Below are 26,451 nucleotides of genomic sequence, written 5' to 3'. Positions count from 1 at the left end.
TTCACAATGCTTCTAGTACCGTTCCAGCCTCGTAAATTGGCAAAGGTATTGAATAAAGAATGCTGCATCTTCTTCTCCAAATGCTGCTAATCCTTGATAGGGGTTGGGTGGAATAATGTCTACTTCTGGTTTGCTGGGGATAATACTAATTTGCTCTTTTTTAAATAGAACTGGAGTTTGCTGCTCTAAATATTTTATTAAGACTGCGCAACCTAATTCATAAGCAAACTCCACCTGTTGCCCTGCTGCTAGAGCATCATAAAATGCCACAGAAAATGCTATTGCTGTTTTATCCCCAACCGCTTGGTTCATGCCAATCACGTAGTTGACATGTTGGCTAATAGCTTTTGCTTGCACCTCACTATAGCAGGCATTGAGCAGTACACACTCGACTCCCTTTGTGGCAAATAACTTGAACATACTTGCCAATGCATGAGCGTTAACTTCGACTGGCTCTTCAGTTTCATCTTCTAAGACAATGCCATTACTACCTGCACCATGCCCACTAAAGTGAACAATCTGGGGTTGGTAATCTAAAATAGCGCGGTAGAAATCACGCTGACTCACTGCCCACTTCTGTTCTAACCTGAATTGCTCTCGCTTAGATGCTCTTCGCAATCCTTCATCAATTTCCCGTACTTCTTTATCAAGTCGTAGCCGAGATGTATTTGTAGGATTGGCTGCCAAAATTAAAATAGTTTTGACATCGGGATTGTTACCATAGGACAGTTGCTGAGAAACCATGTAATTTTAATATTATTTTCTCTAAAAAGTAAAAAAGATGCTCAAAGATGCTACACGATAAACACTTCTTTATAGGTGGAACCGAAATTAACTTATGCAGTAATGGGATAGGAACAGAATAAATAGCTTGCAAATTGCTCATGGACTAAACCGCAGTAAATGCTTGCATATACTACTACCTCGTCTAACAGTTTTCTATTTACTTCTTACTACACAGTCTCTGTTCTGAATTCTGCAATCAAAGTAAAAAACTTATAGCTGAAAATCATTGAGTCACATTGCGTTACACCTTTAAGCCACAACGTGGAATTGGTGGCTTAAAGTATTCATTACTCGTGATTGTGAGCCGCATCACCAACCTTGGGTGTTTTGGTTGAGTCGATGGGGGCTATTCCGTTTCGTTGGGGTGTGACAGTTGTAGGTGCGGAATGTGGGTTATAAAGCAATACGGTTCAGTTAAGACATTTATTTGTTGAGGCAGCAAGGGAGCAGGGGGCGGGGAGAGGGGGGAAACTGATCCTGTGTGAATCGGTTTCTCCCTTGCACCCTGCTTGCCTTGCTCCAACTTTCTCGCCGCGCAAAGCGCTAACACGAGCAAATTTCTTATCTGAACCGTATTGGGTTATAAAGCCAAACTACTTTTTTTCCTACTAAGTAGTCATACCATTTCTCTATAAACTTGCGCTTAATATTCCCTCGCCTAACATTCAATGAAAGAGCGTTGCCAGACTGGGAACAAGTTGAAACGTACCACTCTTCATCATGATGGAAAACCCTAGCCAGATTAATATCCAGGGAAATATTTTTCGACCATAGCGAGCTAGAAGCGGAGCCATCAGAGGATTACGAGTCAGATTATAAGACAGTAAGCACCACATGCCAACAGTTAAATAACAAACACACAAAATGACTCCTAAACTTGGCAGATTGGTAGTAGCAAACAACGGTACATAAATACCAATGTTATTTCCTCCATTAGCAATAGTTACTGCCGAAACTCGGTAAGTTTGAGGATCACGCAGAGTCGCCAATAATGATTGTTTACCGCGTTTAGGTTTTACTGAGTTACTAAATGTCACTGACACATCTTGAACTGTGTCGTCATCATCATCTCGACTCATGAGATTGCTAATACCAATAATAATTGGCAGAACGCCTAACAACCCAATCCAAGCTTCTGGAAGAAATAAACCACCAAAAAAACCAGGCAAACTAGCAAGTACTAATGCCGTAAATCCAACAAATTCACCAAAAATAACATGCTTAGGACGGAACGTGCGATTAACTTTTCCAAAGAAAGCAGTCAAGTAAATATTGTCGTCAAAGGTAGTTGCAAAAGCGGCAGAGATGCCAAGAATTAATGTACCAATTAGCCAACTCATAGTTATTGCTTACAAAGGTTTAAAATTACTTTTATAGTCCTTCTCTGCTTATAGAAGTAACAGCAGTTTTTTAAATAGTTGAATTGTTTTTATTTATAGATGCTCACCATTAATTACATTTGATATTTTGTGTTTACAATTTATCTTGTTTTCAATATTATGCTTATCCCTAGATAAAAGCAAATATTCTTTTTTTTGATAATGATAAATAGATTTTATGGATAATTCTAACTTTTGACATTGTGTAAAAACAGCAATTCACCACAAATGTCACCGTATAAACAGGAGAATAAATTTATATTATGAAAGTTGTCAAATAGGTAAGTATCTCTGAGTTCAACACATCAGCACTGATTATGCACAATCCCGGAAAGCATCTGTTGACTCTGCAATTAAACATAAACCAATTAGCCCCACCGTAAGTACAGTTAAACCACGATTTTCCAAAGTGTGGCTATTAATCAAAATATAGATACCCAATCCTATGAGGATAAAAGGAACAAAATAATTACCGTAGCGAGTGAAGAGTTTGGCAAGTATGGGAACTTGCGTAAAGCGATAAGCAGCATAGCACCAAACCGCAACTAATGAGAAGAAAACTGCCAAAATCACTTCCAAATCTTCCCATGTACAGCTAGCAAATAATGGTACGTAGATACTGAGATTATCACCGCCATTAGCGATGGTTACAGCAGCAACTCCATAAGCTTGAGGTGAAAATAGGCTAGCTAGCCAAGAATTTGCAGACTGTTCCGATTCTGGTACGGTTTCATCCTCATCACTCGCTGGATTTAGCAAGCGATTAATACCAATGGCGATGGGAACCGTACCCAAAAGTCCAATCCAAGCCTCTGGGAAAAGCCTACCACCAAAGAAACTGGGTAAACTAGCAAGCACGAGTGCTGTAAAACCGAGATACTGTCCGATAACAATGTGTTGATGTCGGAAAGTTGTACTCACTTGAGAGAAAAACAGTAGCAGAACCACAATATCATCTAGATTAGTGGCAGCAAAAGCAGCAAATCCAGTTGAAATCGCACCAATAAAGTCATCCATTTTAGTTTAGTGATTATTTTTCTTTGAGAAGTGCAGTAGTTAACTCAGAACGAGATTCGACTCTTTGTTGTTGGGGATTTTTCTGAGCAGCTTTGACAATTTCATCTAACTCTAATTGAAAGAGTCTGGTGTTGTCGCCACCACCTGCGGAGATCCAAGGCATCCTACCATCCCATTTGGCGATCGCTTGGCGTTGTAAAATTGCAGGAGTCAGCGACTCTACTATTAATCGATGGGCGATCGCTTCCCCCTTTGCTAAATTTACTCTTGCTTTGGCTTGGTTTTCCGCCTTGATAGCCATAAATCCTGCACGTTTCGCTTCTTGTTCAGCAATTTGCTTGGCTTCCACTGCTTTGTTAAACTGCTCTGAAAAATGAATATTTACTAAAGAAATATCATCTATTTCTATGTCGTAAGTTCCTAATCGAGATGTTAAAGCTTTATCCACCTCAGCTTTCACTTCTGTACGTACAGTGATAATTTCTTCTGCTGTATACCTTGCCATCACGGCTTTTAAAACCTCTTTAACAGCAGGGTTAATAATACGGTGAACAATGGATTTTTGATTACCAACACGCTGAAAAATCGTATTCACTTTTTCTGGAGTGATGTGCCAATTTAAAGCCACATCTGTGTAAACATTTTGCAAGTCTTTAGATAAAGCTTCAGTTGAAATTTCCTGACTTTGCAGTCTCACACTCAGCTTTTGGACAGTATTAACAATCGGGATAATTGGGTGAATTCCTTCGCTGAGAATTTCTGGTTGTACCTCCCCAAACTTCATTAACACTCCTCGCTGTCCAGGATTGACAATTACGAAAAAGCTACAGATGATAGTCAAAGCACACAGTAACAAAACTATTCTGACTATTGCTTTAATATCTTTGTTATCTTTTTGGGCAGGATTAAAATCGTTGATGATCTGTGCAGATGTTGTCTGAGTAACTTCTGTTCCTATAACAGAATTTGGACTTTCATTTTTTGTTATTTTTTCTAGATTCATGACTTTGGTGTATTGAGAAAAAGATGTTGATTAAAAACTAAGTTATGTTCTGTTATTTTCATAGCTATCAATAGTCAAGACTTTCTGATTTTCTGGTACGGAGCGCTTAGAAAATCCCCAAGTAAATAGAGCTACAATCAGCGTTAACATAATCCATTGAGGCGGTACATGATCTGGAATTAATGCTTTAAACATCAATCTCACGCCTACACCAAACACTGTTAAATAAGCAGCGTCCAGTAAATAAGTAAACTCAGAAAGCCAGCGCACAAACAAACCAGCCATAAATCGCAGAGTGATAATACCAATGACGCAACCAGTCATTACCAACCATGTTTGACTAGAAACTGCAACGGCTGCTGTAACGCTATCTAGAGAGAAAGCTAAATCTGTAACAGCAATCAAGAGAATAACTTGTCCAAATGTACAATTTGGATGCTTTGAAGAGTTGTTTGCTTGTTCTTCTACTGCATTGGAATCAAAATATTGCCAAAAATGCTTTAGAGATAACCACAACAAATAAAGAGCGCCTCCTAATTCAAACTGCCAAAACTGAATCACCCATGTTGCTGTAAACAGTAAACCAATCCGCAGAATAAAGGCAATAATTAATCCCCAATTTAAAGCCTGACGTTGTTTTTGTGGATCTTCAATATCTTGAACTAGTGCTGCTAAGGCAACTGCGTTGTCAGCAGACAGAACTGTTTCTAAAGCGACTAATACTAGTAAAGTTCCAAATGTTTTAATAGATAAATCTGTACCCAAGTATCCACTTAACTGTTCTAACATCCTGATTTCTCCAATAACTCCCGTCAGACATTGAGTTCTTAAAATTGCTTGTTATGAAAATAGAACTAGAAGTGAGGTTTTCAATATATAAAATCGAAAATTGTATCAGTTCTAGTCCTATGTATTATTCAGATAAATCCATTCAAATTTTATCTGAATAACGTTGTTAAAATATTGATTTTAGCCATTATCTCCGCCAGTCAATGTATTAGGAATGCGAGAATCAACAAAAGCTTGCGATACATTTGGGATAAACCAATCTTTATCACCGGGCTTGACAACTTTGGCATTGGGGAGATTTAATTCCAATTCTGAAGTATCTGGGTTTTTCTTGACTAAAAGTTGTGTACCATCCATAATCTTGATGGCAACAGCACCAGTTTTATCTAAGGAAGCAACTTTCACATCATCAGGAAGATAAACACCCTGACAATCCCATTGATCAGGTGTTGTTTGACCATTTGCCAAGAAGTAAAGTTGATTGCTGTTACCAGATTCTTCTGACTCTTCGCCACCATTACCGTAGATTGCTAGGTTACTACCACTCTCGTTGCGGCATTGTCCCCAAGCTATCCCTGATTCTATCGCTGCTTTTTGGAACTCTAACTCATCAATTTGGCGTTGCACATCTGCGGGGATTGTACCTTCAGCACTTTTCTGTAATTCTTTAATGGTTTTTGTCACTTCCATGTAATCGGGGTTCTTCTTGTAGCTAGGATCTGCCCAAGAAGGTTGAGCGATCGCTAAATTCACAAACAGAACTGCAATCACTAGTGCAACTTTCAGAAGTCTCATGATGTTTTCTCCTTTCAAACTAGATTTTTTGGCAAACTTTAAGGCAAACTAGGTGTCTGATATTTAGATGAGGCTGTGCTTACGACAGAATTTGTAGTCTGCTGTTATTTATGTCTGAGTTCGTTGTCAACCTTAGTTTTACTTTAGGTTTTCTCACTGAGATGAGCAAACGTAATTTTTTTTTGAAACAATAATCAGAAGTAATGGAAGCCGACATGTAGCACCGCATTAACAATTACTTATATCAATTAATACGCTGCAATAAAGCTATAAATTAGTCCCGACAGTGCCAGTAATGTCATTATTGTGTAAGTAAAATCTCTCTGTTGCACAAAAGCAAATACTGAAAGTGCAACACGAATCACGGGAATAGCAATTAACTGTAAAAGTCCAAATACTATGATGCTATTATGGTTACCTGAAAAAATACCTCTAGCTACAAGTTTTGGAGAATCTAATACCGATGGCTGTCCTTCAAAAAATTGATAATTAGCAGGTTCTGCACCGTAGCTAAGTAAATATAAAATTCCTCCTACCAAAACCGTAGAGCAAGCAAGAAGAACACCGTATTTTAATAAATTGCTAATCAGCTCCTCAAATCGCTGCTCGCTAGATGTTTTTGTGCAGTCATTTTGGCACACAGACTTAGAAATATTTTGCTCATTATTGCCACTATCAAGATGATGAAAATTGGATAGATGCATCCTAAATTACTCCTGCTAAACTGTTGTAGACCATTTTCAGTGCCATTACCACCAGCACTCAACTAAAGACTATTCTCAAAGTTTGAGTATTAGCCCCTACTAAAATTTTTGCCCCTAACAAAGCGCCAGGTAATACACCCAACATCACAGGCATTGTTACCCCTGGTTCAATAAGTAGGTCGGCGTAAATAATTATCATTGAAATAAGGCAGGACTGGCGCAGCAAGGCGCTGCCTCCTAATGACTGCCAAAACATCGTTAACTTTATTTGTACCGACCTACTTACTCTAGGTTTATTGCTATAAAGAATCAAATGTTATTCTTTTTCAAAACAATAATCTGAAGTAATGACTTAGATTTGGCAATTTCCGGCATGAGTTACAAGTCTATTTTTGCCTAAAATTGTAAGGATTTTGTTAAAATATGATTGAGATATCTTGTGTTTTTTTCTAATAACTGGTATCATTTTTTCCCCTTTTGATGCTCCCGTTACACCGCTTGCCGTTAGCGGGAGAGTTGTCACGGTAAGCTTACAATTGAATATTGCAAGATGCAAGCAACTTTTGAGCAACAAATGTCACCGTATTGCAATCAAATTAATGTAGAGAATTCAATATGTTTCCATCGTCGCTCGCCTATGGGCTATCTCAAAGAGGAGAGCGTTTTTGATTATACCAGTTGTGCTATGGGTAACATTTGCGACTGCGATTGTGTTGAGTGGATTGGGCTGGCTTTAAAAAAAGCATTGCGTAAATATTTTGTAGTTTTTAACACAGTAAATTATGACGATGCAACGTTCTTTCTGGAGCTTTTTACTTTTAATAGATGTCATATTTATGACATTTATATCCAGTGCAAAAGCAGTGTCTAACAGTAGTCTCACCGTCACCATTAACGGCTTGAAAAACCAGCGTGGGCAAGTTTGTCTGAGCGTGTTTTCTGGTGGGCGAGGATTTCCGACTAGTAGCGATCGCGCAGTGGCTGCCCGTTGCGTCAAACTAGAAAACGCCCCGCTGACAGTTAAATTTGAAAACTTAAAAGCAGGAAATTATGCGATCGCCGTCTTTCATGATGCCAACAGCGACGGCATCCTCAATCGCAATCTATTGGGTATCCCCACTGAAGAGTTTGGCTTTTCTCAAAACCCCAAAATTCTCACAGGTCCGCCCAAATTTGGCGATTGTGCGGTTCTAGTTGCTGGTCCACAGACCAATATTCAAATTCAATTGCTGAACTTTTTAAGCTAAAGTGAACGCAACAGCATTGCTTTGTTGCCATCCTACCGGAGAATAATATAAAATCCAGAGCGATTTCAATCCCTGCCAATGTGTCGTTATGAGAGAATTTGACTGTTACCAAAATGTGGGTAATGACAAAGTTTTAGTTATGCGTATTGTAATAGTTGCCATTTTTGTAGTGGGGATAGTGTTGTTCCGGGAAAATCAGCAAGCACTAGCAAATTCTCAATCTACTGTTTTACAAACAGATAATTTAAGCCCATCGCCAACCCCTCCAATACTCGAAAAACTTAGAGGAAAAAGTGGCGAGACTGGTGAGATTGCCCAAAGACTTGTCAAAGATATCCAGATCCGTTTTATCAATAATAAAGGCAAGTTTGTCGATGATAAGGGTCAACCGATTGAGGGACGGACTCAGAAAGATTTTATCATCGACAATCTGAAACTAAAGCCAGGTCAAGTATTCCGTGAGGATGTCCTTCAAAAAGACTTGCAACGACTCAGGAGATTAAACTCATTAGATGAAGTCAATGTTTCCCTACAAGAAGATGACACTGGTGTTTATATCATCTACAACATTAAGGAACGTCACTTCCCTTCTTTAAGCTTCGGCGGTGGTAATAACGGTGATGTTGGGCTTTACGGTAAGGTGGGATATGAAGATGCAAATATTAACGGTCTTAATGAACAGCTAGATACCAGCGTTCAGGTAAGCGGTAAAGATGTTCAGTTTGACAGCCAACTCACCAGTCCTTATCGTCATGGACAACCAAACCGCCTAGGGTACAGCATCAGAGTTTTTCGTAAACGAGATTTATCTCGCACTTTCAACGATGATATCAAGCTGTCCAACGGCAGCACAGTCCGGGAAGGACAATTTGGCGGATCTATAGCAGTTTTAAAATCTTTCAATGACTGGGATACAGCTTTTGGTCTTAACTACACCAGGATTAGCCTTCGCGATCGCGATTATAATCTTGCACGAGTGGATAGACTAGGAAGTCCTCTCTCAGTCAGCGGTACTGGCATAGATGATTTGGTTACGGTGTCGTTTGCTATAAGTAGAGATCAGCGCGATCGCCGTAACAATCCAACTCAAGGATCGCTCCTCACCCTCAGCACTGAACAGGCAATTCCGATTGGACTGGGTAAGATTTCCAGCAACCGCCTGCGGGCAAACTATATTCTATATGTGCCAGTCACCTGGATAGGTCATGGTCGCTTAACTGAAAATCCAGAAATGTTGGCTTTTAATTTGCAAGGTGGTACAAATATTGGGGAGTTTCCACCAGCAGAAGCGTTTGATTTGGGTGGACTGAATTCTGTACGAGGCTACGGAGGTGGTAAAGTCGGCAGTGGACGTAGTTATGGCTTGGTTTCTATGGAATATCGTTTCCCAATTCTTGAGTCAGTGGGGGGAGTTGTCTTTGCTGACTTCGCCTCGGATTTTGGATCTGGCAAAACAGTGCTAGGGGAACCGGGTGTACTGCGAGGTAAGCCTGGGAGTGGGTTCGGTTACGGGTTAGGACTGCGAGTCAAGTCACCGTTTGGGTTAATTCGGGGTGACTTGGCAATTAACGATGACGGAGATATAAAATTTGAAATTACCACTGGTCAGCGGTTTTAATATGAAGTATTGGGGTGAAACAATAGCTGTGACTCAACGGATTTTCATTGAATTATTGCGTCGGAAACGTAGCTTAATTTTTTGGAGTATTTTTCCAATCTCAGTCTTAATTCTTAACGGCATAAATCTATTTCAAAATTAATCCATGAGTATTATCGAATTGCTAGAAGAATTACGAGCGATCGCACAGCTTGGATTAAACTATTCAAAAGACATTTATGATCGCGATCGCTACGAACGACTTCTCAGTCTTGCCTCCTCACAGTATTCAGCATTATCTTCCCTCCCAACTTCAGAAGTAGAAAAGCGATTTCGCGCAGAATTGGGCTACATTACGCCGAAAATAGGAGTATCAGCTGCAATATTAAACGATCAGGGTGAGTTGTTGTTGGTTCAGCGAACTGACGATAGTACGTGGTGCTTGCCGTGTGGTTGGGCTGAAGTTCGAGAAACGCCGCAGCAGTCGATGAAGCGCGAGGTGCAGGAAGAAACTGGTTTGCTTGTGGAAGTTGGTTCGTTGATTCGTCTTGGTTGCCGTATGCCTGGAGATTTTGGACAACCCCACACCACTTACCATCTCCAGTTTTATTGCACAGTTGTTGGTGGAACGTTGCAAGAGTCCCATGAAACAACCAATGTTGGATATTACGATATATGTTCTATCAATAAATGGCATGCCGATCATCAGATTGAAGCTGAAGCAGCACACCAGTATTGGGAACTTTTAAAAAAATAAATGATATCGTTTCTGGTTAAATCTGAATTATTAAAAAACCGCAGAGACGCAGAGAACGCAGAGAGATAAAAAAGAGAAATAATTCCAGTACAAACAGATTTGATATGAGCAAAAATGATTATACAAATAGCAAACAGAACTAATTTATTACAATCTTAAATCATTCGTAAAATTCTCTCTTCTCTCTTTTCTTGGCGTCCTTGGCGTCTTGGCGGTTGGTTAAGAATTAGATGTTTTTAAAAATTTAATAATTCACCGTTTCACTTCCTTCAATACCTCATCCATTGGATAATTTGGATTATCAAACGCGAGCGATACTTCACATCTAGTTAACGGAAAAGGCTCCAAAAGCTTGCCATTTTCATGACTTTCCAAACGCCACCAAAGAGTTTGTACAGCTATCTCTTTACCATCAACAAACTCAAAAGTGATTTCAGCAATATTATTTAATCCTACAACTTCTTTGCCTTTTCCTTTCTTACCTATATAATCATGAGAGTTTCTTGCCATTGCGAGGTATTGTTCCAGAGGCTGCTTACGATCTTGTCCTGGTAGAGGTGCTTTGACAGAATAGAATTGCTGAGAATGATAATTTCTCGGTTCATTAATTTCTTCTGGTTTCGCTGATAAAAAATCAATCCGGTACCACCATTCAGGTTGTTTCGTGATTTGTAAGACTCTAAACCAATCGCGTTCTTGGACTAAGTCCACTTTAGCCGGACTACATTTGACTCTCCAAGGAAGATGTTGAACAGTTTGGTCTACAAGAGTATAAAAACCACCAATTTCTAGTTCTTTTCCTCCTTTATTTTCCCACCCTAAAATTTCTGCTGTTGGGAAATATTTTAGAATTCTAAAAGGAACAAAACCTTTTGTATGCAATGAGTGGCTTCCACCGAACCCCTTGGCTTCATTCTTAAGCGAACTACTCGTAAACTGGGCAATAACAAGTTCCGTCTTGACATTTTTGGAACTTTGAAAAGGACGTATTGCCGAATATTGTAGACGCGCGGTAAAACTATAGTGAACATCCCCAGATAAGATAATGACACGACTTTGGTGTGCAGGTAATGCTCGTAGTGCGAGTCTGGAAAACAACCTTTCAAATGCTGTTTCTTCTAAAGCCCAAGCTTCAGGGTCAAAACCCCAAGCCGCAGCACCCAACTTCTCTGCAATAGTTTTAGCTGTCTTTTGTAAGGTTTCTAAAAACGGTAAGCCAATAACTGGGCTAGGCGCGATCACCAAAGTCACTCGTGTATTTTGTGGACGAACAACTTTTGAGATTTGTTCATCGCAACCTTCAGCACTTAAAAGTCCGGGAAAATCAAAGTCCTTCCCTGGAAATTCTCGCCATGTGCGCGTATCCAGAACTAAAACTTCATATTCTGGAGCAGTTACAGTATAGTGCCATTTTAAAGAACCTTCTTGATGGATGCCTCGCCTTGGCTGACTTGTTTTTATATCTGCAAAGGATGGCAAACCAACACGCAAAGCAATTTCTTGTTCGTTTTCTGCATTTGTGCTATAGGAAGCTGACCATGCTTCGGTGGCTTTGAGTAGTGCTTCTCCTGGCTTTCCTTGTTCAAATTGTTCTGGTGTATTTCCCCAAGCTTGGCAGATAGCATAAGCAAGTAAACCATTTTGGAGTACGCGCCGACCGAGAGGTTTATTAAAAGTGCGATCGCACCACGCAATATTTAAAAACCAGTCATCTGTAATTTCATGGTCATCAAATATCATGTATGTGGGAACATTTGCTAAAGCACGTCTAATATCTTTAATTGTTACTTGAAAATCTTGTAAATCGGCAATGTCTTCTGTAAACGAAGTTCGACTTACTTCAGATTTTTGTACATCAGGATGAACATCTTCAAAGCTTGGAAAGTCTTCGGGTTTATTCCACAGCACATCACTCCAAACAAATAAATACATTACCAAAAATTCACCCAATGTGAATAAATGACTTTTGGCAATATTGGAAACTCTGTTAAGTTTGTTAAAACTTGCCGTCAACCCAGCAGTATGTGTTGCTAAATTATTACGCTTTCCTGGATTTAACTCTTCATAATTTTGGACATCTGGTAGTATTTCTGTCCATCCCAAAAGTGTCTGGCTAGCATCCATCAATATGAAAAGTAAAGCATCAGCCACATCATCCACATAAATTTGGTCACCTGTGAGGAAGAGTTGATGCGGTCGTTTTCTTGGATCTTGTTCTAATGCTTCCCTAATCATTTTGTCCACTGACGCAAGTGCATCAAGACTTTCACCGTGAGGCTTGCGACAAGAACCGTGAATAATTCGCACATCATTTAAACAACTTGGCACAAGTGCAAAACTTGGCAAGTCATATGGGGGATATATAATGTCTTGTATTGATCCTTCTAGAGTTAAGACACCGGGCTGATTCAGCGTTTCCCCATGACCGAAATATAAATTGTAAAGATAATTTTCCCCGTATAAGAGATTTGATGAAGTTTTAGCTGTGACAGCAACTATGTGCAGATAAGTACCAACTTTTATCGTTTTTTGACTACCACTAAAAAGTCTTTTTTTCTTCGTATCGAATATTTCTAGAGTAACATTACGGCTTTCTTTCAAAGCCACCCATACAGTTACAGCATTGGGTTCAGTGCGTCGTAGAATTGGTCCAGCGAGAACAAGTGGCAGTTTGTTAATCCGTTCTCTTAGAGGTGTCCATATCATGGATTTTCTGCCATCAACATTACACTTTGAGCATATTTGTTCTCCAAAATTTGTCACTTTTAGAGAAACAACATTCTACAATTGTAAGATCCCGCGACGAAATAGTTCTACAATAATCTGCCAGCGTTCCTCTATTTCTTCAACAACATTATAACGCATCTAAGTATTAAGTGCTTCTTGTGAATAAGGCACAGCAATACTGTGCCTTACCATGTGGTTTCTGGTTTTGAAAGCGCTGTCAAGCTAAAATCCCTGTCTGCTTGATATCACAAAGCCACAACACTAACGTACTGCTTGCTCCAATTTCTCCCAGGTTTTAGGACCAGCAATCCCATCGATAGACAGTCCGTAATATTTTTGGAACAGCTTAACAGCCGTTTGTGTATTATATCCAAAATATCCGTCAACATTCAGAGGTGGAGGATTTCCAGAGTTTCGTTTACGGTCAACTCGATTCAGTAAGTCTTGCAAATGTCTTACTGGTTCACCTGTACTACCTTGTCGCAGTTGAGGATGAGCTTGAGTAGACATAATTCTCCTTTATTGAGGTTCACTCAGGTAGCTTTAAAAGAGAAAGTCATTTCCTTCCCCCCTGCAAAAGTAATAGTTGGTAGCAAAGTCAACTTATGCAGTTTTCAGAAAAAATCCGGTTTCTCATCCTGATACCATTTCACGAAATCCTTGATACAAATGATTAGTCTCTAATTCTTTCTCCCCTGCTCCTCTGCTCCTCTGCTCCTCTGCTGCCTATTTGTATCAACCTTAAAGTGAAACGGTATGACTCTCCATTTCAAGAGAGTCTCAGCCATCATTACCCGAGAACATTTAATTCTAGGAAAATCATTTCAAAGCTAAAACCCCCGTCTGCTTGGGATAACAAACAGACGGGGGTAATAACTTCTAAATCCGACGCAAAGCTAAAACACTAACTTGCAGCTTCGATCAATTTCGCCCAGGTTTTGGGACCAACAACTCCATCAATAGTTAATCCATAAAATTTTTGGAAGTTCTTAACAGCAGTCTCAGTATTACCTCCAAATTCTCCGTCAACTTGTAGTGGAGGAGGATTTCCGAAGTTTTTTTTGCGATCAGCTTGATTTAGCAAGTTTTGCAGACGGGTGACTTCCGAACCTTGGCTACCTTTTTTCAGAATAGGTTGAGTTTGAGTAGACATAATTCTCCTGGATTAAAATTGGGTAGAGTTATTTTGTACAGGTGAAAGTTCTTTCCTTCCCCTGTACAAAATTAATAGTTGACAGCAAAATTAACTTATGCAGTTTTCATCCATAAAAAATTTGGTCTATCAATCTGATTTTCCATTCCAAGTACCAACGCCACAACAACCTAGCGTTTCTCTAATTTAGCAACTCGCCCTTCTAGTGCATTAACCTGCTGCTTGACTTCTACCACCAAAGTAGCCAGTCTATCAAACATCTTCTCTCGTTCTTGCTGCGACACAGTTCTTCCAGAACGTGGAGATGGTGTAATCGTTGCGCTACGAGAAGGCGAGGGCGCAGAACGCCCGTCCCTTTGGGACGATCGCCCACTTTGATTTAACTGCGCCTCAATACGATTAACCCGCGACTCCAAACGATTACAGCGGTTTTCTGTAAGGTGGGCATTGCTCAGCAATATCTCAAATGTCTATCACGTAGGCTTTTGTGAGCAATGCCCAACGCCAGATGCTACCCTGCGGGAAGCCGCCCTCCGGGCGTCTACAAGCCGGGAAACCCGTCCAACGCACTGGCTCCCCTACGATTTGTGGTCTATTCATATGAAAACCGCTGTAAATCCGCTTCTAGGTTGTAGAAGCGAGATTCTATTTGCACCAGATAAAGCGGTGTTTGAAAAGACTGTGCCCCAAAGTAGAATAGACAAAAATAGGGCTAATGCCATCAGCCCAATACGTTTCATGACTTTGCTCTACCCTCAGTTTGGTTGCAGTTGAGAAAATAACCTTTGCCAATCAATATAACTAGCAGTATTTTCTCCCTGTTTCACCTCAAATGTGACGTTAGATGCTTTCGTTTGTTGTAGGGCTTCTACACAGAGTTTAGCCACATCCTCGCGGCTGATTTTTCCTTTGATATTGTCACCTTGCTCTAAAATAAACTCCTTACCCCCGACTTCCTCAGTCAGCGCACATGGTCTAATAATCGTGTAAGGAATTCCGCTTTCTCTTAAACTATCTTCTCCCTTCAACTTCCATGTTAAAATTCCTCCTAACTGGTCATTTAATTTGACTGCTGGCGGTTCTTCATCTAAATTGATTCCAGGACGACCAGGACGAGTCACACCCGCTGAACTGACTAAGACAAACTGTGGTAAATTTGCCCCACCATAAGCTTTCATTGATTCCACTTCCAAAGCAAAACCACCAGGAGAAAATTGAGGATTTAACTCACCATCATATTCAAACTTGCTCAACATCAGTTGAAAAGAGCAAATTTTGCTTGGATCAATTTGCGGTGAATCTTTGACAGTTTTGGCACGAAATACCGCAATCATCTGGGCAAAAGGAATGCGAACATTCATCCAGGTATTAGCTTCTGTATTAAAAGAGTAACTGTAGGCAACACCATCCCATTGTGCTTCTGTACGCAGAAGGAATTTATAGCGCTTACCATCACCTTTTAAGCGCAATTCTACACCTTCGTAACCAGAGAGATTGAAGGGAGGGGCGAAATTTTTCGTTCTTACAGAAGCAAAGCCTCCTGAGTTCGCAGTTGAGACATTTCCAGCAAACAAAGCTGTTTGTTCCACCAATTGGATTTGACTTTCGCTCACGCCACCCATGACAACATCATCCACCGCACCCCAAATATTTTTTAATTCTGTTGATGGTTTTGTGAAATCAAATAATAGTTTTTCCCCTGCTTTCGGCAGATATTTAGCAGCAGCTTCTACCAAGTTTTTCACACCTTGATATTCTACATTTTCAGGGGTGTCGCCAACAATTTCTGGTTGATAAAATTTGATGCCTTGATAATACTTAGCGCGTTCTGGAGTATCTCCTTCTACTGGTTGCACACGTACCGCTGTACAGGATATAACCGCTTGGATATTAGCCATAACTAGGGAATTTAAAGTTTCTAGCTTAGTAATATCTGCAACAACTAATTCAACATTATCACTAAGAATTGACCGTGCTTTATCGATGTCTCGCACGAGTGCACGCACTTTATAACCCGCATCCAGCAGTCGTTTGACCACTCGCTGACCAACTCCACCCGTCGCACCGGCTACTAGTATCACACCCACTTGTTTTGCTCCATCAGGTATATTTTGGCTACTATTAAGACGACCTTGAATCAAATCCTGTACCCAGTTGACAAAAGGGACGACCTCAAAATAAGTCAGGGTTTGGATGAATCTGCCTAAATCCCATTGAGAGCGATTGTTGTTAGTCACGATTCATATCTTACGCTTGTTCTGTTCCATAATCATTATTATCACGATGATTCTTCATCAGTTCACCACCATATAGACTGATTTTTGATCACACAAAGAATTCAGAATAATCAATAGTGAACCAACGCTATGCACCGAGGGAACCCGAAGGGTAAAACAGAGCCGAGTCCTTGGGGGCGATCATCGCCCCAATATTCCTGGCGCTCAAGTGTCATGACTCGTGGCGGAGTATCATGTAGCTCAGGATACAGAAAAACTTAACATAAGATCATTCTTCTGAATGTTGTTAGTAAATAACGAGGAGATTTACTTTGGCGTATGACTTTGTATATAGGTAACAATGAAGCGTTTTCCGTACGAGGGTTTTTCTGCCAAACCAGAATCGATTAAACAACAAGAGAAACGCTTGCATTATAAGTGTTTTCGCATTTTAGCAAGAGATAGTGAAGACCAAAGTTACTATGTGGCGCATATTACCAACTCTGCGACGAAATCAGATTATTTTTGTTGGTGTAATGCTAATCAGCAGTTGAAGGTAGGAAATCTAGTATATGGGTGCTTGTTTGAATCATCACACATTGAAGGGATACCGTTGTTAGTCATTAAATAGTCAAAGGTTAAATATCAGGGTGTTTATGTTTTTCGTGTCAACTAAAGCACTCCTCAGTATACTTTGAGGATTGTCCGGTGAACGCAGTTCATGATGGCTACTTAACTTTATTTATGTATATAGGAATCCGGTTTGATTTGGTCAGACCAGTGCTGCAGGAGGGTTTCCCTCCGTAGGCATCTGGCGAACCCGAAGGGTGAAATTACTTGTGTACGCGCTTAACGCTTAACAGGGAAAAAGGCTCTTTAAGGTGTACCTAGCTGAGCCAAAATAAAATAGTAGTCCTATATACAGTTGAAAAATTAATAACTCATGACATTAATCATCAATATTGATATTATGAAAGCATTGGGAGTATGCAGGCAAAAAATGGCAAGCACAAAAGTGATACGCCATAATTATTTGATTTGTAGCCAACAACCTTGACCTATACGCCACCAGGCTTTAACTTGCCACTAGAAACACATATTCACGAGGGTAGCAAACTATGCTCCAGTTTCAACCTCTTGGCTTTGGACAAAAAGTCGTTCATACCTCTGTGGGGTTTATGACTTACTACACCCAAACGACTGCACCTTGGTTGATTGCTGAGAGAGAAAATTTACCTCCCCTAGTTTTTCTCCATAACTTTGGTGGCGGGGCTTGTGCTTATGAATGGTCTAAAGTTTACCCTGCTTTTGCAGCTAAGTACGAGATTATAGCGCCGGACTTAATTGGTTGGGGTGAATCTGCACATCCTGTGCGAGATTACCAAATTAACGATTATTTGACGAGTATTGCAGAGTTTATTAGACATACTTGTCGTCCACCAGTAACGGTGATTGCGTCTTCATTAACAGCTGCTTTGATGATTCGCCTCGCGATCGCTCACCCTTTTTTATTTCAAGCCCTGTTTTTGGTGTGTCCCTCTGGATTTGATGATTTTGGGCAAGGTGCAGGACGCAGACTTCCACTTGGACTGATCAACATACCACTCTTGGATGATTTCATTTATACTGTTGGCGCTCAAAATGAACTGGCGGTACGCAACTTTTTACAAAGTTTTTTGTTTGCCAAACCAGAACGAGTTTCTTCAGAAATGGTACAAGCTTTCTTAGCCTCTGCAAAACAGCCTAATGCTAAATTTGCAGCCTTGGCATTTTTACAGGGTAACCTTTACTTTGATTTGAGTTTGTATATTCAACAACTGACTATTCCTACTGTGATATTGTGGGGTGAAAAGGCACAATTTACCAGTGTTCAGCTAGGACAGCGTTTGAGGAAGTTAAATACCAATGCAATTCGTGATTTTCATACAATTCCAGATGCAGGAGTCTTACCCCATTTGGAAAGACCTGAGGTTGTGATTGGTTTGTTGCAACAGTATCTACATGTTAATACATAAGTTATATAAGATTCATTTTTGATTTTTGCGAAGCTTTATACACTTGAAGTTCCGTATTCCGTATTCCGTATTCCGTATTCCGTATTCCCTGTTCCCTGTTCCCTATCTTCACGAGTAAGTTCAGAAATCAAACCAGATTCCTATATTTCACACTCTCTATTCGCGCTATCATGCAACAAGACAAACAAGCTATACATGAAAAAATTTTACTCAAACCAGGCACTTTGTGGAAACGTGTTCAAGAACAGACTGAGTACGCTCTACAATGTGGGGCGTTGCTGACAATACCAACAGAATTTGAGTTCATAGAGCAAGATGGTGTTCGCTTCTTAGTGCGAGTTTTATCTAACTTGGCTCGCAAAGATGCTGTTAAGCAAAAACAACAGACAAAAACTTCCTCCAGTCAAGAATTTAATCCTTTTCTTCCCTACGAGGAGGATTTGTTTGTAGCAGATATTTCTCAGACACACGTATGTATCTTAAACAAATTTAACGTTGTTGACAATCACTTGCTGATCATCACTCGTGCTTTTGAAGAACAGGAAACTCTACTCACTCTGCAAGATTTTGCAGCAATGTGGGCGTGTCTAGCGGAGGTTGATGGTTTAGTCTTTTACAATGGTGGCAAAATTGCAGGTGCTAGTCAGCGACACAAGCATTTGCAACTGGTTCCACTTCCACTCATACCCGATGGGTTGCAGATACCGATTGAACCTCTGTTGGCATCCGCTCAGTTTCAAGACTTGATTACCACTATACCGCAGTTTCCTTTTGTACACGCCTTTACAAGGCTAGATCCTCTTTCGGTACAATCTCCATTGAAAGCGGCTGAAGTCACACTCTCGCAGTACCGCACCCTGCTACACGCTGTCGGCTTAGAAAACAGTGGAAGACAATCTGGTGCTTATAATCTTCTGGCGACAAGGGAATGGATGTTGATTGTACCGCGATCTGCTGAAAGCAGCAGCGCTTCGCTATCGCATGAATCTTTTGAGTCCATTTCTGTCAACTCATTAGGATTTGCAGGTTCGCTTTTCGTACAAAACGAGCAACAAATGGAGATTATCAAAGACATTGGACCTATGACATTACTACAGAAAGTTGCTGTTGCTACTAAATAGAGGGTTTGAATCCCTATATTCCTGATTCAGAATTCAGAATTCTAGCTTTTGAATTCTTCTTTAACCGCATTTCGACGATGATCCGCTGCTTGCGTCAACAAAGACTCAGCAAATGCGATCGCCTCCTGCACCGATTTCCCACCAGCTAACTGTGCTAGTTCTTCTCGACGCTTGTTTAAATTATCCAGGCTTGTGACTCGCACAACAGTACGTTGTTCCGGATGTCCGTTGTTTGTTTTGTCACCTGGTTCGAGGGTGATGACTTGCTTATCGACTCGGAAATGTCGGTCTGCCATTGCTGCAACTAAGGGCTGGTGTGTCACACATAATACTTGAGAGCTTTCACCTAACTGATGCAATTTTTCTGCAATAGCCTGTGCGACACGTCCAGAAACCCCAACGTCAATTTCATCAAACACCAGTGTCGCATTCTCATCAGCTTGAGAAAAACAAGTTTTGAGCGCTAATAAAAAGCGGCTCATTTCACCGCCAGAAGCAATTTGTGTTAAGGGTTGCAGGGGTTCTCCTGGGTTAGGACTAAACAAAAAGGTTATTTTATCTGCTCCCGTTGCGGTTGGGGAAGTTGGTACAATCTCAACTTGAAACTGTACCTTTTCCATTGCCAAAGGTTTGAGTTCCCTGATCAGTTCTGCTTCTAGAACAGCCGCAGTGGTGCGTCGCAGCAGAGTTAACTTCTGACAAGCTTCAGTCAGCTTTTCCCAACAAATATTTTCTTGTTTTTCCAGACTTTCGATTGATTGGTCGCTATTATTAAGTTCAGCCAACTCTTCTTGGATGCGTTGGTAATAAGCGATCGCCTCAGTCAGAGTCGAACCGTACTTACGACAAATTTGCTTTAATTCCTGAATACGCTCTTCTACTTCCTCTAAGCGCTGCGGATCGGCTTCCAAATTTTCCCCGTAGGTATTAATTTGTCGTCCCACTTCTGCCAAGGTTGCTTGAGCATCTCTGACCATATCCAACAACGGTTGCAGTTGGGTATCGTATTCTACCATGTCGCTTAATGTGATTTCACTGTCTCCGAGCAAATCTCCTGCTGCTGGAGTTTCAGCATCATTTTGATACAAAGCTTGGTAAACTTTGTAACTCATCTGTTGTAAATCAACGACATGATTGAGACGTTCTCGCTCTTGTAAAAGCTTTTCTAATTCATCTGGTTCACTGAGATTAGCAGTTTTGAGTTCCTGTACTTGGTATGTGAGTAGGTCGAGTTGTTGTAGGCGATCGCGTTCTGATGTCCGGCGTTTTTCTAGGGCTATATGCGCTTTTTGATACTCGCTAAAACTCAAGGCGACAAGTTGTCGCTGCTGTATCAGGGAATTGCCACCGTATATATCCAACCACTCTCGGACTTGAGCAGATTGTCCCACTTGTACAGTTTGCCCTTGAGCGGTGATTTCCACCAAGCGTTCTCTGAGTCCGGACATCAACGCTCGATTAACCAATACTCCATTAACGCGCGATCGACTGCGAATATTACTTGAGGTAGCTGCAATTTCTCGGCTAATAATTATAAAATTATCTTCGATTAAATCTATTTCTTGTTCGCTTAACCAGGCGGCTAATCCTAAGTTAGAGCTAAACGTCGCTTCTACCATTGCCCGAGTTGTACCACTGCGAATCACACGACTGGATACTTTACCACCCAATACAGCATCTATCGCATCTAAAATAATCGACTTTCCCGCGCCGGTTTCCCCTGTCAAAACATTAAGTCCTGTCCCAAATTCCAGTTCTAATTGGTCAATCAGGGCAAAATTTTCTATTCGCAATACAGACAACATTAAGTCAAATTCTCCATGAGGACAGACGCCGGATTCTTTTGATTTGTGGGAAACTATAAATCAACGGTTAGCAGTTAGGAATATCTCATACCATCGGACGAGTACGACCAATTGAAGTGTACCAAATTTAGTTTAGTTCATGAAGTGTAAATTGTGCTGAGGATATAATTCTTGAATTGAGAAATAGATTGTAGCCAAGAAGTTCTAGTCTCTAAATTTCTCTTTCTCCACCGTTTCTTAATCAAATTTACAGATTCAGACAAGAAAAAGTTACAATAATTAATAAAATAAATTAAATACTATGGTAGTGCGACATGAATGCTAAGACAACTCCCCCTACTTCCCAATTTACAGAAGACAGTCTCGTAAGCACCTCCAACCCAGGTAATGTGTCCAATGTTGAACGAGTACCTGAAAATAGTGCGATCGTCGAAGTTGTTAGCTTACCAACTTCAGACGAAACCCAAGTGGTGGTTACGAGAAAAACTGAGTCGCAAGCAATACATTACAATCCCCAGGAGATTTCGGCGCATTACCAAAAAAGACCCCTGCAAGTTTTCCGGCGGATTATCACAGTTTTGACATCAACTGTGACTTTTGCTGCGGGGTTGTGGTGGGATAGCAAGCGGGGAGTTGTTGTTAAAAATGACCTAAGGCGAGCAATTAAGTTGCGAGAATTGTTGACTAAGCTGGGACCCGCTTACATCAAAATAGGACAAGCTTTATCCACTCGACCAGATTTGGTTCCTCCTGTGTATTTGGAAGAACTAACTCGATTGCAAGACAAGTTACCAGCTTTTCCTAACGAAATTGCTTATCAGTTTATTGAAGAAGAGTTGGGGTTACCTCCGCAGGAGATTTACGTTGAACTCTCTAGTGAACCAATTGCTGCTGCTTCCTTAGGTCAAGTTTATAAAGGTAAGCTCAAATCTGGTGAACAAGTCGCTGTTAAAGTCCAACGTCCAGACTTGAGAGAAAGTATTACCATTGATTTGTATCTTTTACGCAAACTCGCTGCATGGGCGAAGAAAACATTTAAACGGGTGCGCAGTGATCTTGTTGGTATTCTTGATGAATTAGGCGATCGCATCTTTGAAGAGATGGACTACATTCATGAAGGAGAAAACGCTGAGCGTTTTTACCAGCTTTATGGTCACATGAAAGATGTGTACGTGCCAAAAATTTACTGGGAATACACCAATCGTCGGGTTTTGACGATGGAGTGGATTGATGGCGTTAAATTAACCGAGACAGAAGAACTTCGCAATTTAGGTATAAATGCTCGTTATTTGATAGAAGTTGGTGTACAGTGTTCGCTACGCCAGCTGCTGGAACATGGATTTTTCCATGCTGATCCTCACCCAGGTAATTTGCTCGCGACATTCGATGGGCAATTGGCTTACCTCGACTTTGGGATGATGAGCGAGATTCAGCCGCAACAGCGCTATGGTTTGATTGAGGCGATCGTCCATGTTGTCAACCGCGATTTTGAGGGCTTGGCAAAAGACTATGTTAAGTTAGATTTCTTATCCCCAGAAACAGATTTAACACCAATTATTCCAGCTTTTGGCAACGTATTTGCTGATGCTCAAGGAGCCAGTGTTGCTGAGTTAAACATCAAAAGCATCACTGATGATCTTTCAGCTTTAATGTATGAATATCCCTTCCGCGTACCACCATATTACGCTCTGATTATTCGTTCATTGGTAACCTTGGAAGGAATTGCTATCTATATTGATCCTAATTTCAAAGTCCTCAGCGAAGCTTATCCTTATGTTTCTAAACGTCTATTAACCGATCCAGCGCCGGAATTAAGAGCATCGTTGCAAGATTTGCTGTTTAAAGAAGGTAAATTCCGCTGGAATCGTTTAGAAAATTTATTACGTAATGCTCGTAATAGTCAAGATTATGACTTGAACTTAGTCACAAATCAAGCACTAGATTTTTTGTCTTCTGAACGCGGCGCCTTTATTCGAGAGAAACTGGTGGACGAAATTATTAGAGGAGTCGATGCTTTAAGAAAAAATGTTTTGCACAACTTTACTTACTTACTGCGCGAAAGAGTTGGGATCACAGCAGTCAATGAAACCCCCGGTGCGAGTGTCGAACAAGAACAAACCTTAGAGCATATCAAACGCATTTTGAATATTCTCCAACAAACCCGTGATTTTGACGCAACACAACTCGTACCTCAAATTACTCAGCTATTGTTCAATCCAGCAGTACAGCGTTTAAGTCAACAATTCGCCAACCAGTTGGCACAAAAAGCTGTAGCAAGGTTGATTCGGCAATTGTTGACATCATCAGAAGTGGATAGCGTTCAAGATAGTCATTTGCCTCAGCCTAAAAGGTTATCTTTACCTGCTAGGTGAAACTTACCATAACTTTAAGATAGAACGGGCTGCGCCCTTAAAGTTGCCTATTCCTGTGATAAGATAGATTATCACAGGAATAATGCAATCATTGCCTGAAAAAACAGTAAGAATGAGGCATTAAAGAAGGTAGAAATTTTATTGTTATCACAATAATTATTTGGAGCGCGTACATTTTGGTTCCAATGCTACTGCACGCGGTGTCTGCCTCGTCGTCACAATCTTGTAAGAAGAGTGACTATACTAGGCTACATCCGTGCCAAAGCAGCGATCTTGGATAGCTTATCTTTATCCAGCCCTTCCAGTTCGTTCAGATGGAGCCAGCCTTCCTTGACCAATCCAGCAAAGACAAAGAGCAGAACAGAATATTGGTAGTCGTACTTACCCTCGACTTCATGCCTTCTAGCACTCAAGAAATCATGTAACCGCCAGAGATCACTCAACTCCACGAGTGTGCTTGCTTGTTCTCGAACTTGTTTAAGCAAAGCCTCAACTTCTCGCTTGTAGGCTTGATCAAAGGCAGATCGAGCTATCTTTTTTTCAGTATCAGTCCATTTAGCTTCACTCACTTGCATCACTCAATCTGAAATTTGTGCGGTAGTTAGTTGGTTAGGATTGTTTTGTTTGCTTAGAGTAATTGAGCGCTCTTGGTTAACAGAGCGCTCCCCACAATAGTTAGTGATTTACTCTGGGCGCGAGTCTTCTTATCTTGCCAGATTCATAAGCTCTTTGGGAGAGGCTAACAAGTCAATGGCTACGAAAAAGATCTTGTTTTCAGAATTGATCAAGAACCGCCAAGCCATATTCATGCCCACTGCTGCGCCAAACCAGGGGGTCTGAACCTTGCCTGTAACTTTCACTTGAGTGTAGCCATCGTCTGCAGGTTCAGCGACACCGCGCTCTGGTGCCAACTTGAGGTTCTGACACTCTTCTCGGAAGAACCGCAGAATTGCATCTTTGCCAATAATCGGTCTTTGAAAGGGAGGTTGCAAAGCACCGTCCGCCACGAACAGCTTAATTAGTTCATCAAAATCATTTGCATTCAAATTGTCCATGTAGCTCAACACTGTTGGGTTGTCGAGACCTTCAATGGTGACTTTAGTACGCTGAGACTTTTCTTTAGGCGCGACCACAGGTTCAGAAACTCTGGCATAGTCGCCTAGTTTACTTGCATCAAACCCCATGTCCACAACCGAGTTTCGTAGGACGGTGATCTGTTGTCCTTGATCCAGGTTTTTGAGGGTTTCCAATACGGCAGTAGCATTGGCTGAAAGCTTATAGCCAGCCGGAATTGGCGCGACAATGCCTTGCTCCATCCATTCCCCGAGCTGATTCCAAAAACCTAGTTTAATATTAGGCGACCAAGTAGCATAGGTGCGGCAAATAGGCGTATCTGCGTTGTTTGCCAGATCAGACATAACCTGAGTTTGCTCCTCAAAGGTCATTTGTTTGATTTGGTTCAGGATTTGTTCGGCAAACTGCATTCTGGCTGCACCAGGAGCTGCAACTGTGACCGTTTTGCCCATCTCCAGGAAAGCGAACCACGTCCATGCCAGTTGATCTTCGGCACTGAGTTGCTTGAATCGTGCAGTCAAAGCCGGTACTGCATCAGCCGATAATGTACCGGGAAAAATACCACGGGCGGAATCGATAGTAATTGCCATATAGAGGGGTACCTCGCTAAGTTTGTAACTGACTAAAGATGAAGCAATATGTCTCTGGAGATACAGTTTTGCTCTCCAGTCATTAAATTATCACAATATGTTAATTTTTGTAAATAATCTTTAACGTAAGAATTGGAAACTTAGTTCCGTTGGTAGCTGTAACACTTGAAAAATCGGCGCGGAGAGTGAGCAATTCTCTTTTGAACCAAGTGCTTCTCCTTAATATCTGATACACTTCTTGACAAACTAAGGTAAAGAGGTTTTCATTTGCAGTTGATTCCTCTACGTCCAAAGCAAGGCATGATCGGGTTAGTGCTGCCATAGTTCGGTTAAGGGTTGGTGACGCAAAGTCAGCGGCAGCTTATCTCCTCCGGAGACGCTACGCGAACGGGTAAGAAGCAACAACCCGAAACGTGCCGCCCCTGAAAAACAAGCCAGCTTTTGTTTTGTTGATCTGTCGGCGAAGCAGGGTACTCGTTATAGTACGCTCGTGCTTGTTTTTCTACGTGTCAGACCCTGGTCAAACCGGGCGTATCATCTGGCAATTTCATTGACACAGGTCATTAATGATGTCATATCAAGTCCGGTTGATTAGTTATTATTCCTAAATCTATGCAGAAACCGAAAACCCTTTCTCCCTACTCCCTTCCCCCTGCTCCCGAAGAGTCCTAATGATAAGTCTTTAACCGGACACGATATCAGGAGTGTCAAAATCTTTGGTGTTTCGGTTGAGAAAACACGCGACTGTGGGTGAATGCTGCAATGCACATTAGCTTATCAGGAATCAAAAGCTGCTCTAATTGATGATATATTGACATTGTATTAAATTCTCGTACTTAAACATTCCACACGTATAATTTAGGTTCAAAAATTTCCATGACTAAAGCTGTTTATATCCAAGATAGTGACTTTGATAATCTTTTAACCTCTTCGGGACTTGTGGTAGTTGATTACACAGCCTCTTGGTGTGGCCCATGTAAGTTGATTAGTCCTTTCATCGACGAATTAGCAGAAAAATATGAAGATCGTGCCAAGGTGGTGAAGGTCGATCTCGATCACAACAAAGAAAATGCCAAAAAATATAATATCAAGAGTATTCCTGCCGTGCTGATTTTTAAAGATGGCGAAGAGGTAGAACGTCTGGTTGGCAAGGCTTCCTATGAAACCTTTAGTCAAGCACTAGAGAAATACCTTTAGGTTAAACGGCTACTCCGGGCGCAAGTCGCCGAATTAATGCAGATATGTTGAAAAAACCAGAGATGCTGTGTCAGACTATCACCGACTTGAGTGTCGGATATTCAGCA

The 26,451-nt window shown here is 41.0% G+C and carries 25 protein-coding genes and 2 pseudogenes; 10 read left to right on the top strand and 17 right to left on the bottom strand.

The window, feature by feature from the left end; genetic code table 11:
- Window positions 1-12: 12 nt before the first annotated feature.
- From AC5JM2_RS07275 to AC5JM2_RS07240, 8 genes and pseudogenes are all read right to left on the bottom strand, one after another.
- Window positions 13-744, bottom strand: coding sequence for a CHAT domain-containing protein (locus AC5JM2_RS07275; protein ID WP_495834231.1), 732 nt, complete (start codon window positions 742-744; stop codon window positions 13-15).
- Between the two features lie 707 nt (window positions 745-1,451).
- The gene (locus AC5JM2_RS07270) at window positions 1,452-2,126 is read right to left on the bottom strand and encodes a cadmium resistance transporter (protein WP_495834230.1); all 675 of its coding nucleotides are present in this window, start codon (window positions 2,124-2,126) and stop codon (window positions 1,452-1,454) included.
- A 354-nt stretch (window positions 2,127-2,480) separates the two neighbouring features.
- Window positions 2,481-3,182, bottom strand: coding sequence for a cadmium resistance transporter (locus AC5JM2_RS07265; protein ID WP_495834229.1), 702 nt, complete (start codon window positions 3,180-3,182; stop codon window positions 2,481-2,483).
- A gap of 13 nt (window positions 3,183-3,195) precedes the next feature.
- Window positions 3,196-4,185, bottom strand: a complete 990-nt coding sequence (locus tag AC5JM2_RS07260) for a prohibitin family protein (RefSeq protein ID WP_495834228.1) — start codon at window positions 4,183-4,185, stop codon at window positions 3,196-3,198.
- Window positions 4,186-4,227: 42 nt separating this feature from the next.
- Complete coding sequence (locus AC5JM2_RS07255) at window positions 4,228-4,974, bottom strand: TerC family protein (protein ID WP_495834227.1); 747 nt, start codon at window positions 4,972-4,974, stop codon at window positions 4,228-4,230.
- 180 nt (window positions 4,975-5,154) lie between these two features.
- Window positions 5,155-5,769 (bottom strand): hypothetical protein, encoded by a 615-nt coding sequence (locus AC5JM2_RS07250; RefSeq protein WP_495834226.1) that lies wholly within the window; start codon window positions 5,767-5,769, stop codon window positions 5,155-5,157.
- 248 nt (window positions 5,770-6,017) lie between these two features.
- Window positions 6,018-6,473: a DUF1634 domain-containing protein gene (locus AC5JM2_RS07245; RefSeq protein ID WP_495834225.1), complete on the bottom strand. Its 456-nt coding sequence runs from the start codon at window positions 6,471-6,473 to the stop codon at window positions 6,018-6,020.
- 58 nt (window positions 6,474-6,531) lie between these two features.
- Window positions 6,532-6,645 (bottom strand): annotated as a pseudogene (locus AC5JM2_RS07240) (sulfite exporter TauE/SafE family protein); the annotation flags it as partial.
- 378 nt (window positions 6,646-7,023) lie between these two features.
- Between AC5JM2_RS07240 and AC5JM2_RS07235 the strand changes: the two are divergent.
- From AC5JM2_RS07235 to AC5JM2_RS07215, 5 genes and pseudogenes are all read left to right on the top strand, one after another.
- Complete coding sequence (locus AC5JM2_RS07235; RefSeq protein WP_495834224.1) at window positions 7,024-7,344, top strand: hypothetical protein; 321 nt, start codon at window positions 7,024-7,026, stop codon at window positions 7,342-7,344.
- Window positions 7,310-7,720, top strand: coding sequence for a DUF2141 domain-containing protein (locus AC5JM2_RS07230; protein WP_495834223.1), 411 nt, complete (start codon window positions 7,310-7,312; stop codon window positions 7,718-7,720). Before AC5JM2_RS07235 ends, AC5JM2_RS07230 begins: the two co-directional genes overlap by 35 nt.
- Before the next feature lie 139 nt (window positions 7,721-7,859).
- Complete coding sequence (locus AC5JM2_RS07225; protein ID WP_495834222.1) at window positions 7,860-9,338, top strand: BamA/TamA family outer membrane protein; 1,479 nt, start codon at window positions 7,860-7,862, stop codon at window positions 9,336-9,338.
- A 1-nt stretch (window position 9,339) separates the two neighbouring features.
- A pseudogene (locus AC5JM2_RS07220) lies at window positions 9,340-9,468 on the top strand (ABC transporter permease); the annotation flags it as partial.
- A 15-nt stretch (window positions 9,469-9,483) separates the two neighbouring features.
- On the top strand, window positions 9,484-10,074 hold the full coding sequence (locus tag AC5JM2_RS07215; RefSeq protein ID WP_495834221.1) for an NUDIX hydrolase: 591 nt from the start codon (window positions 9,484-9,486) through the stop codon (window positions 10,072-10,074).
- 252 nt (window positions 10,075-10,326) lie between these two features.
- Here AC5JM2_RS07215 and AC5JM2_RS07210 read toward each other — a convergent pair whose 3' ends face one another.
- From AC5JM2_RS07210 to AC5JM2_RS07185, 6 genes are all read right to left on the bottom strand, one after another.
- Window positions 10,327-12,780, bottom strand: coding sequence for an alkaline phosphatase D family protein (locus tag AC5JM2_RS07210; protein ID WP_495834220.1), 2,454 nt, complete (start codon window positions 12,778-12,780; stop codon window positions 10,327-10,329).
- A 282-nt stretch (window positions 12,781-13,062) separates the two neighbouring features.
- A complete protein-coding gene (locus AC5JM2_RS07205) occupies window positions 13,063-13,311 on the bottom strand; it encodes a peptidoglycan-binding domain-containing protein (RefSeq protein ID WP_318561124.1) in 249 nt (82 codons plus the stop codon).
- Window positions 13,312-13,705: 394 nt separating this feature from the next.
- Window positions 13,706-13,954, bottom strand: a complete 249-nt coding sequence (locus AC5JM2_RS07200) for a peptidoglycan-binding domain-containing protein (RefSeq protein WP_495834219.1) — start codon at window positions 13,952-13,954, stop codon at window positions 13,706-13,708.
- A 170-nt stretch (window positions 13,955-14,124) separates the two neighbouring features.
- On the bottom strand, window positions 14,125-14,412 hold the full coding sequence (locus AC5JM2_RS07195; protein ID WP_495834218.1) for a hypothetical protein: 288 nt from the start codon (window positions 14,410-14,412) through the stop codon (window positions 14,125-14,127).
- Window positions 14,413-14,416: 4 nt separating this feature from the next.
- Window positions 14,417-14,554 (bottom strand): hypothetical protein, encoded by a 138-nt coding sequence (locus AC5JM2_RS07190; RefSeq protein WP_495834217.1) that lies wholly within the window; start codon window positions 14,552-14,554, stop codon window positions 14,417-14,419.
- 155 nt (window positions 14,555-14,709) lie between these two features.
- Entirely contained in the window at window positions 14,710-16,191 is a 1,482-nt protein-coding gene (locus AC5JM2_RS07185; protein ID WP_495834216.1) for a CIA30 family protein, read from the bottom strand.
- A 340-nt stretch (window positions 16,192-16,531) separates the two neighbouring features.
- Here AC5JM2_RS07185 and AC5JM2_RS07180 point away from each other — a divergent pair, with 340 nt between their 5' ends.
- The 3 genes from AC5JM2_RS07180 (at window position 16,532) to AC5JM2_RS07170 (ending at window position 19,306) form a co-directional block, all read left to right on the top strand.
- Window positions 16,532-16,801, top strand: a complete 270-nt coding sequence (locus AC5JM2_RS07180; RefSeq protein ID WP_495834215.1) for a hypothetical protein — start codon at window positions 16,532-16,534, stop codon at window positions 16,799-16,801.
- Window positions 16,802-17,288: 487 nt separating this feature from the next.
- Window positions 17,289-18,185 (top strand): alpha/beta fold hydrolase, encoded by an 897-nt coding sequence (locus AC5JM2_RS07175; RefSeq protein WP_495834214.1) that lies wholly within the window; start codon window positions 17,289-17,291, stop codon window positions 18,183-18,185.
- A gap of 170 nt (window positions 18,186-18,355) precedes the next feature.
- The gene (locus AC5JM2_RS07170) at window positions 18,356-19,306 is read left to right on the top strand and encodes an ATP adenylyltransferase family protein (protein WP_495834213.1); all 951 of its coding nucleotides are present in this window, start codon (window positions 18,356-18,358) and stop codon (window positions 19,304-19,306) included.
- Window positions 19,307-19,347: 41 nt separating this feature from the next.
- Here AC5JM2_RS07170 and recN read toward each other — a convergent pair whose 3' ends face one another.
- A complete protein-coding gene (recN, locus tag AC5JM2_RS07165; RefSeq protein WP_495834212.1) occupies window positions 19,348-21,111 on the bottom strand; it encodes a DNA repair protein RecN in 1,764 nt (587 codons plus the stop codon).
- Between the two features lie 314 nt (window positions 21,112-21,425).
- On the opposite strand from recN, the gene AC5JM2_RS07160 reads away from it, so the two are divergent.
- Window positions 21,426-23,483, top strand: a complete 2,058-nt coding sequence (locus tag AC5JM2_RS07160; protein ID WP_495834211.1) for an ABC1 kinase family protein — start codon at window positions 21,426-21,428, stop codon at window positions 23,481-23,483.
- A 248-nt stretch (window positions 23,484-23,731) separates the two neighbouring features.
- Here the strand turns inward: AC5JM2_RS07160 and frp are convergent, their stop codons facing one another.
- Window positions 23,732-24,058, bottom strand: a complete 327-nt coding sequence (gene frp, locus AC5JM2_RS07155; RefSeq protein ID WP_495834210.1) for a fluorescence recovery protein — start codon at window positions 24,056-24,058, stop codon at window positions 23,732-23,734.
- Window positions 24,059-24,187: 129 nt separating this feature from the next.
- Window positions 24,188-25,147 (bottom strand): orange carotenoid-binding protein, encoded by a 960-nt coding sequence (locus AC5JM2_RS07150; protein ID WP_495834209.1) that lies wholly within the window; start codon window positions 25,145-25,147, stop codon window positions 24,188-24,190.
- 876 nt (window positions 25,148-26,023) lie between these two features.
- Here AC5JM2_RS07150 and trxA point away from each other — a divergent pair.
- A complete protein-coding gene (gene trxA, locus AC5JM2_RS07145) occupies window positions 26,024-26,344 on the top strand; it encodes a thioredoxin (protein WP_495834208.1) in 321 nt (106 codons plus the stop codon).
- The last annotated feature ends 107 nt before the right edge of the window (window positions 26,345-26,451 follow it).

The organism is Brasilonema angustatum, assembly GCF_059505445.1.
Note: the sequence above shows the minus strand (reverse complement) of the source record. Positions and strands in the feature narration are given on the sequence as shown.

Excerpts from the sequence above, each read along its gene's own strand:
- AC5JM2_RS07275 (WP_495834231.1), bottom strand. The coding sequence starts at position 744 with ATGGTTTCTCAGCAACTGTCCTATGGTAACAATCCCGATGTCAAAACT.
- AC5JM2_RS07270 (WP_495834230.1), bottom strand. The coding sequence starts at position 2,126 with ATGAGTTGGCTAATTGGTACATTAATTCTTGGCATCTCTGCCGCTTTT.
- AC5JM2_RS07265 (WP_495834229.1), bottom strand. The coding sequence starts at position 3,182 with ATGGATGACTTTATTGGTGCGATTTCAACTGGATTTGCTGCTTTTGCT.
- AC5JM2_RS07260 (WP_495834228.1), bottom strand. The coding sequence starts at position 4,185 with ATGAATCTAGAAAAAATAACAAAAAATGAAAGTCCAAATTCTGTTATA.
- AC5JM2_RS07255 (WP_495834227.1), bottom strand. The coding sequence starts at position 4,974 with ATGTTAGAACAGTTAAGTGGATACTTGGGTACAGATTTATCTATTAAA.
- AC5JM2_RS07250 (WP_495834226.1), bottom strand. The coding sequence starts at position 5,769 with ATGAGACTTCTGAAAGTTGCACTAGTGATTGCAGTTCTGTTTGTGAAT.
- AC5JM2_RS07245 (WP_495834225.1), bottom strand. The coding sequence starts at position 6,473 with ATGCATCTATCCAATTTTCATCATCTTGATAGTGGCAATAATGAGCAA.
- AC5JM2_RS07235 (WP_495834224.1), top strand. The coding sequence starts at position 7,024 with ATGCAAGCAACTTTTGAGCAACAAATGTCACCGTATTGCAATCAAATT.
- AC5JM2_RS07230 (WP_495834223.1), top strand. The coding sequence starts at position 7,310 with ATGACATTTATATCCAGTGCAAAAGCAGTGTCTAACAGTAGTCTCACC.
- AC5JM2_RS07225 (WP_495834222.1), top strand. The coding sequence starts at position 7,860 with ATGCGTATTGTAATAGTTGCCATTTTTGTAGTGGGGATAGTGTTGTTC.
- AC5JM2_RS07215 (WP_495834221.1), top strand. The coding sequence starts at position 9,484 with ATGAGTATTATCGAATTGCTAGAAGAATTACGAGCGATCGCACAGCTT.
- AC5JM2_RS07210 (WP_495834220.1), bottom strand. The coding sequence starts at position 12,780 with ATGATATGGACACCTCTAAGAGAACGGATTAACAAACTGCCACTTGTT.
- AC5JM2_RS07205 (WP_318561124.1), bottom strand. The coding sequence starts at position 13,311 with ATGTCTACTCAAGCTCATCCTCAACTGCGACAAGGTAGTACAGGTGAA.
- AC5JM2_RS07200 (WP_495834219.1), bottom strand. The coding sequence starts at position 13,954 with ATGTCTACTCAAACTCAACCTATTCTGAAAAAAGGTAGCCAAGGTTCG.
- AC5JM2_RS07190 (WP_495834217.1), bottom strand. The coding sequence starts at position 14,554 with ATGAATAGACCACAAATCGTAGGGGAGCCAGTGCGTTGGACGGGTTTC.
- AC5JM2_RS07180 (WP_495834215.1), top strand. The coding sequence starts at position 16,532 with ATGAAGCGTTTTCCGTACGAGGGTTTTTCTGCCAAACCAGAATCGATT.
- AC5JM2_RS07175 (WP_495834214.1), top strand. The coding sequence starts at position 17,289 with ATGCTCCAGTTTCAACCTCTTGGCTTTGGACAAAAAGTCGTTCATACC.
- AC5JM2_RS07170 (WP_495834213.1), top strand. The coding sequence starts at position 18,356 with ATGCAACAAGACAAACAAGCTATACATGAAAAAATTTTACTCAAACCA.
- recN (WP_495834212.1), bottom strand. The coding sequence starts at position 21,111 with ATGTTGTCTGTATTGCGAATAGAAAATTTTGCCCTGATTGACCAATTA.
- AC5JM2_RS07160 (WP_495834211.1), top strand. The coding sequence starts at position 21,426 with ATGAATGCTAAGACAACTCCCCCTACTTCCCAATTTACAGAAGACAGT.
- frp (WP_495834210.1), bottom strand. The coding sequence starts at position 24,058 with ATGCAAGTGAGTGAAGCTAAATGGACTGATACTGAAAAAAAGATAGCT.
- AC5JM2_RS07150 (WP_495834209.1), bottom strand. The coding sequence starts at position 25,147 with ATGGCAATTACTATCGATTCCGCCCGTGGTATTTTTCCCGGTACATTA.
- trxA (WP_495834208.1), top strand. The coding sequence starts at position 26,024 with ATGACTAAAGCTGTTTATATCCAAGATAGTGACTTTGATAATCTTTTA.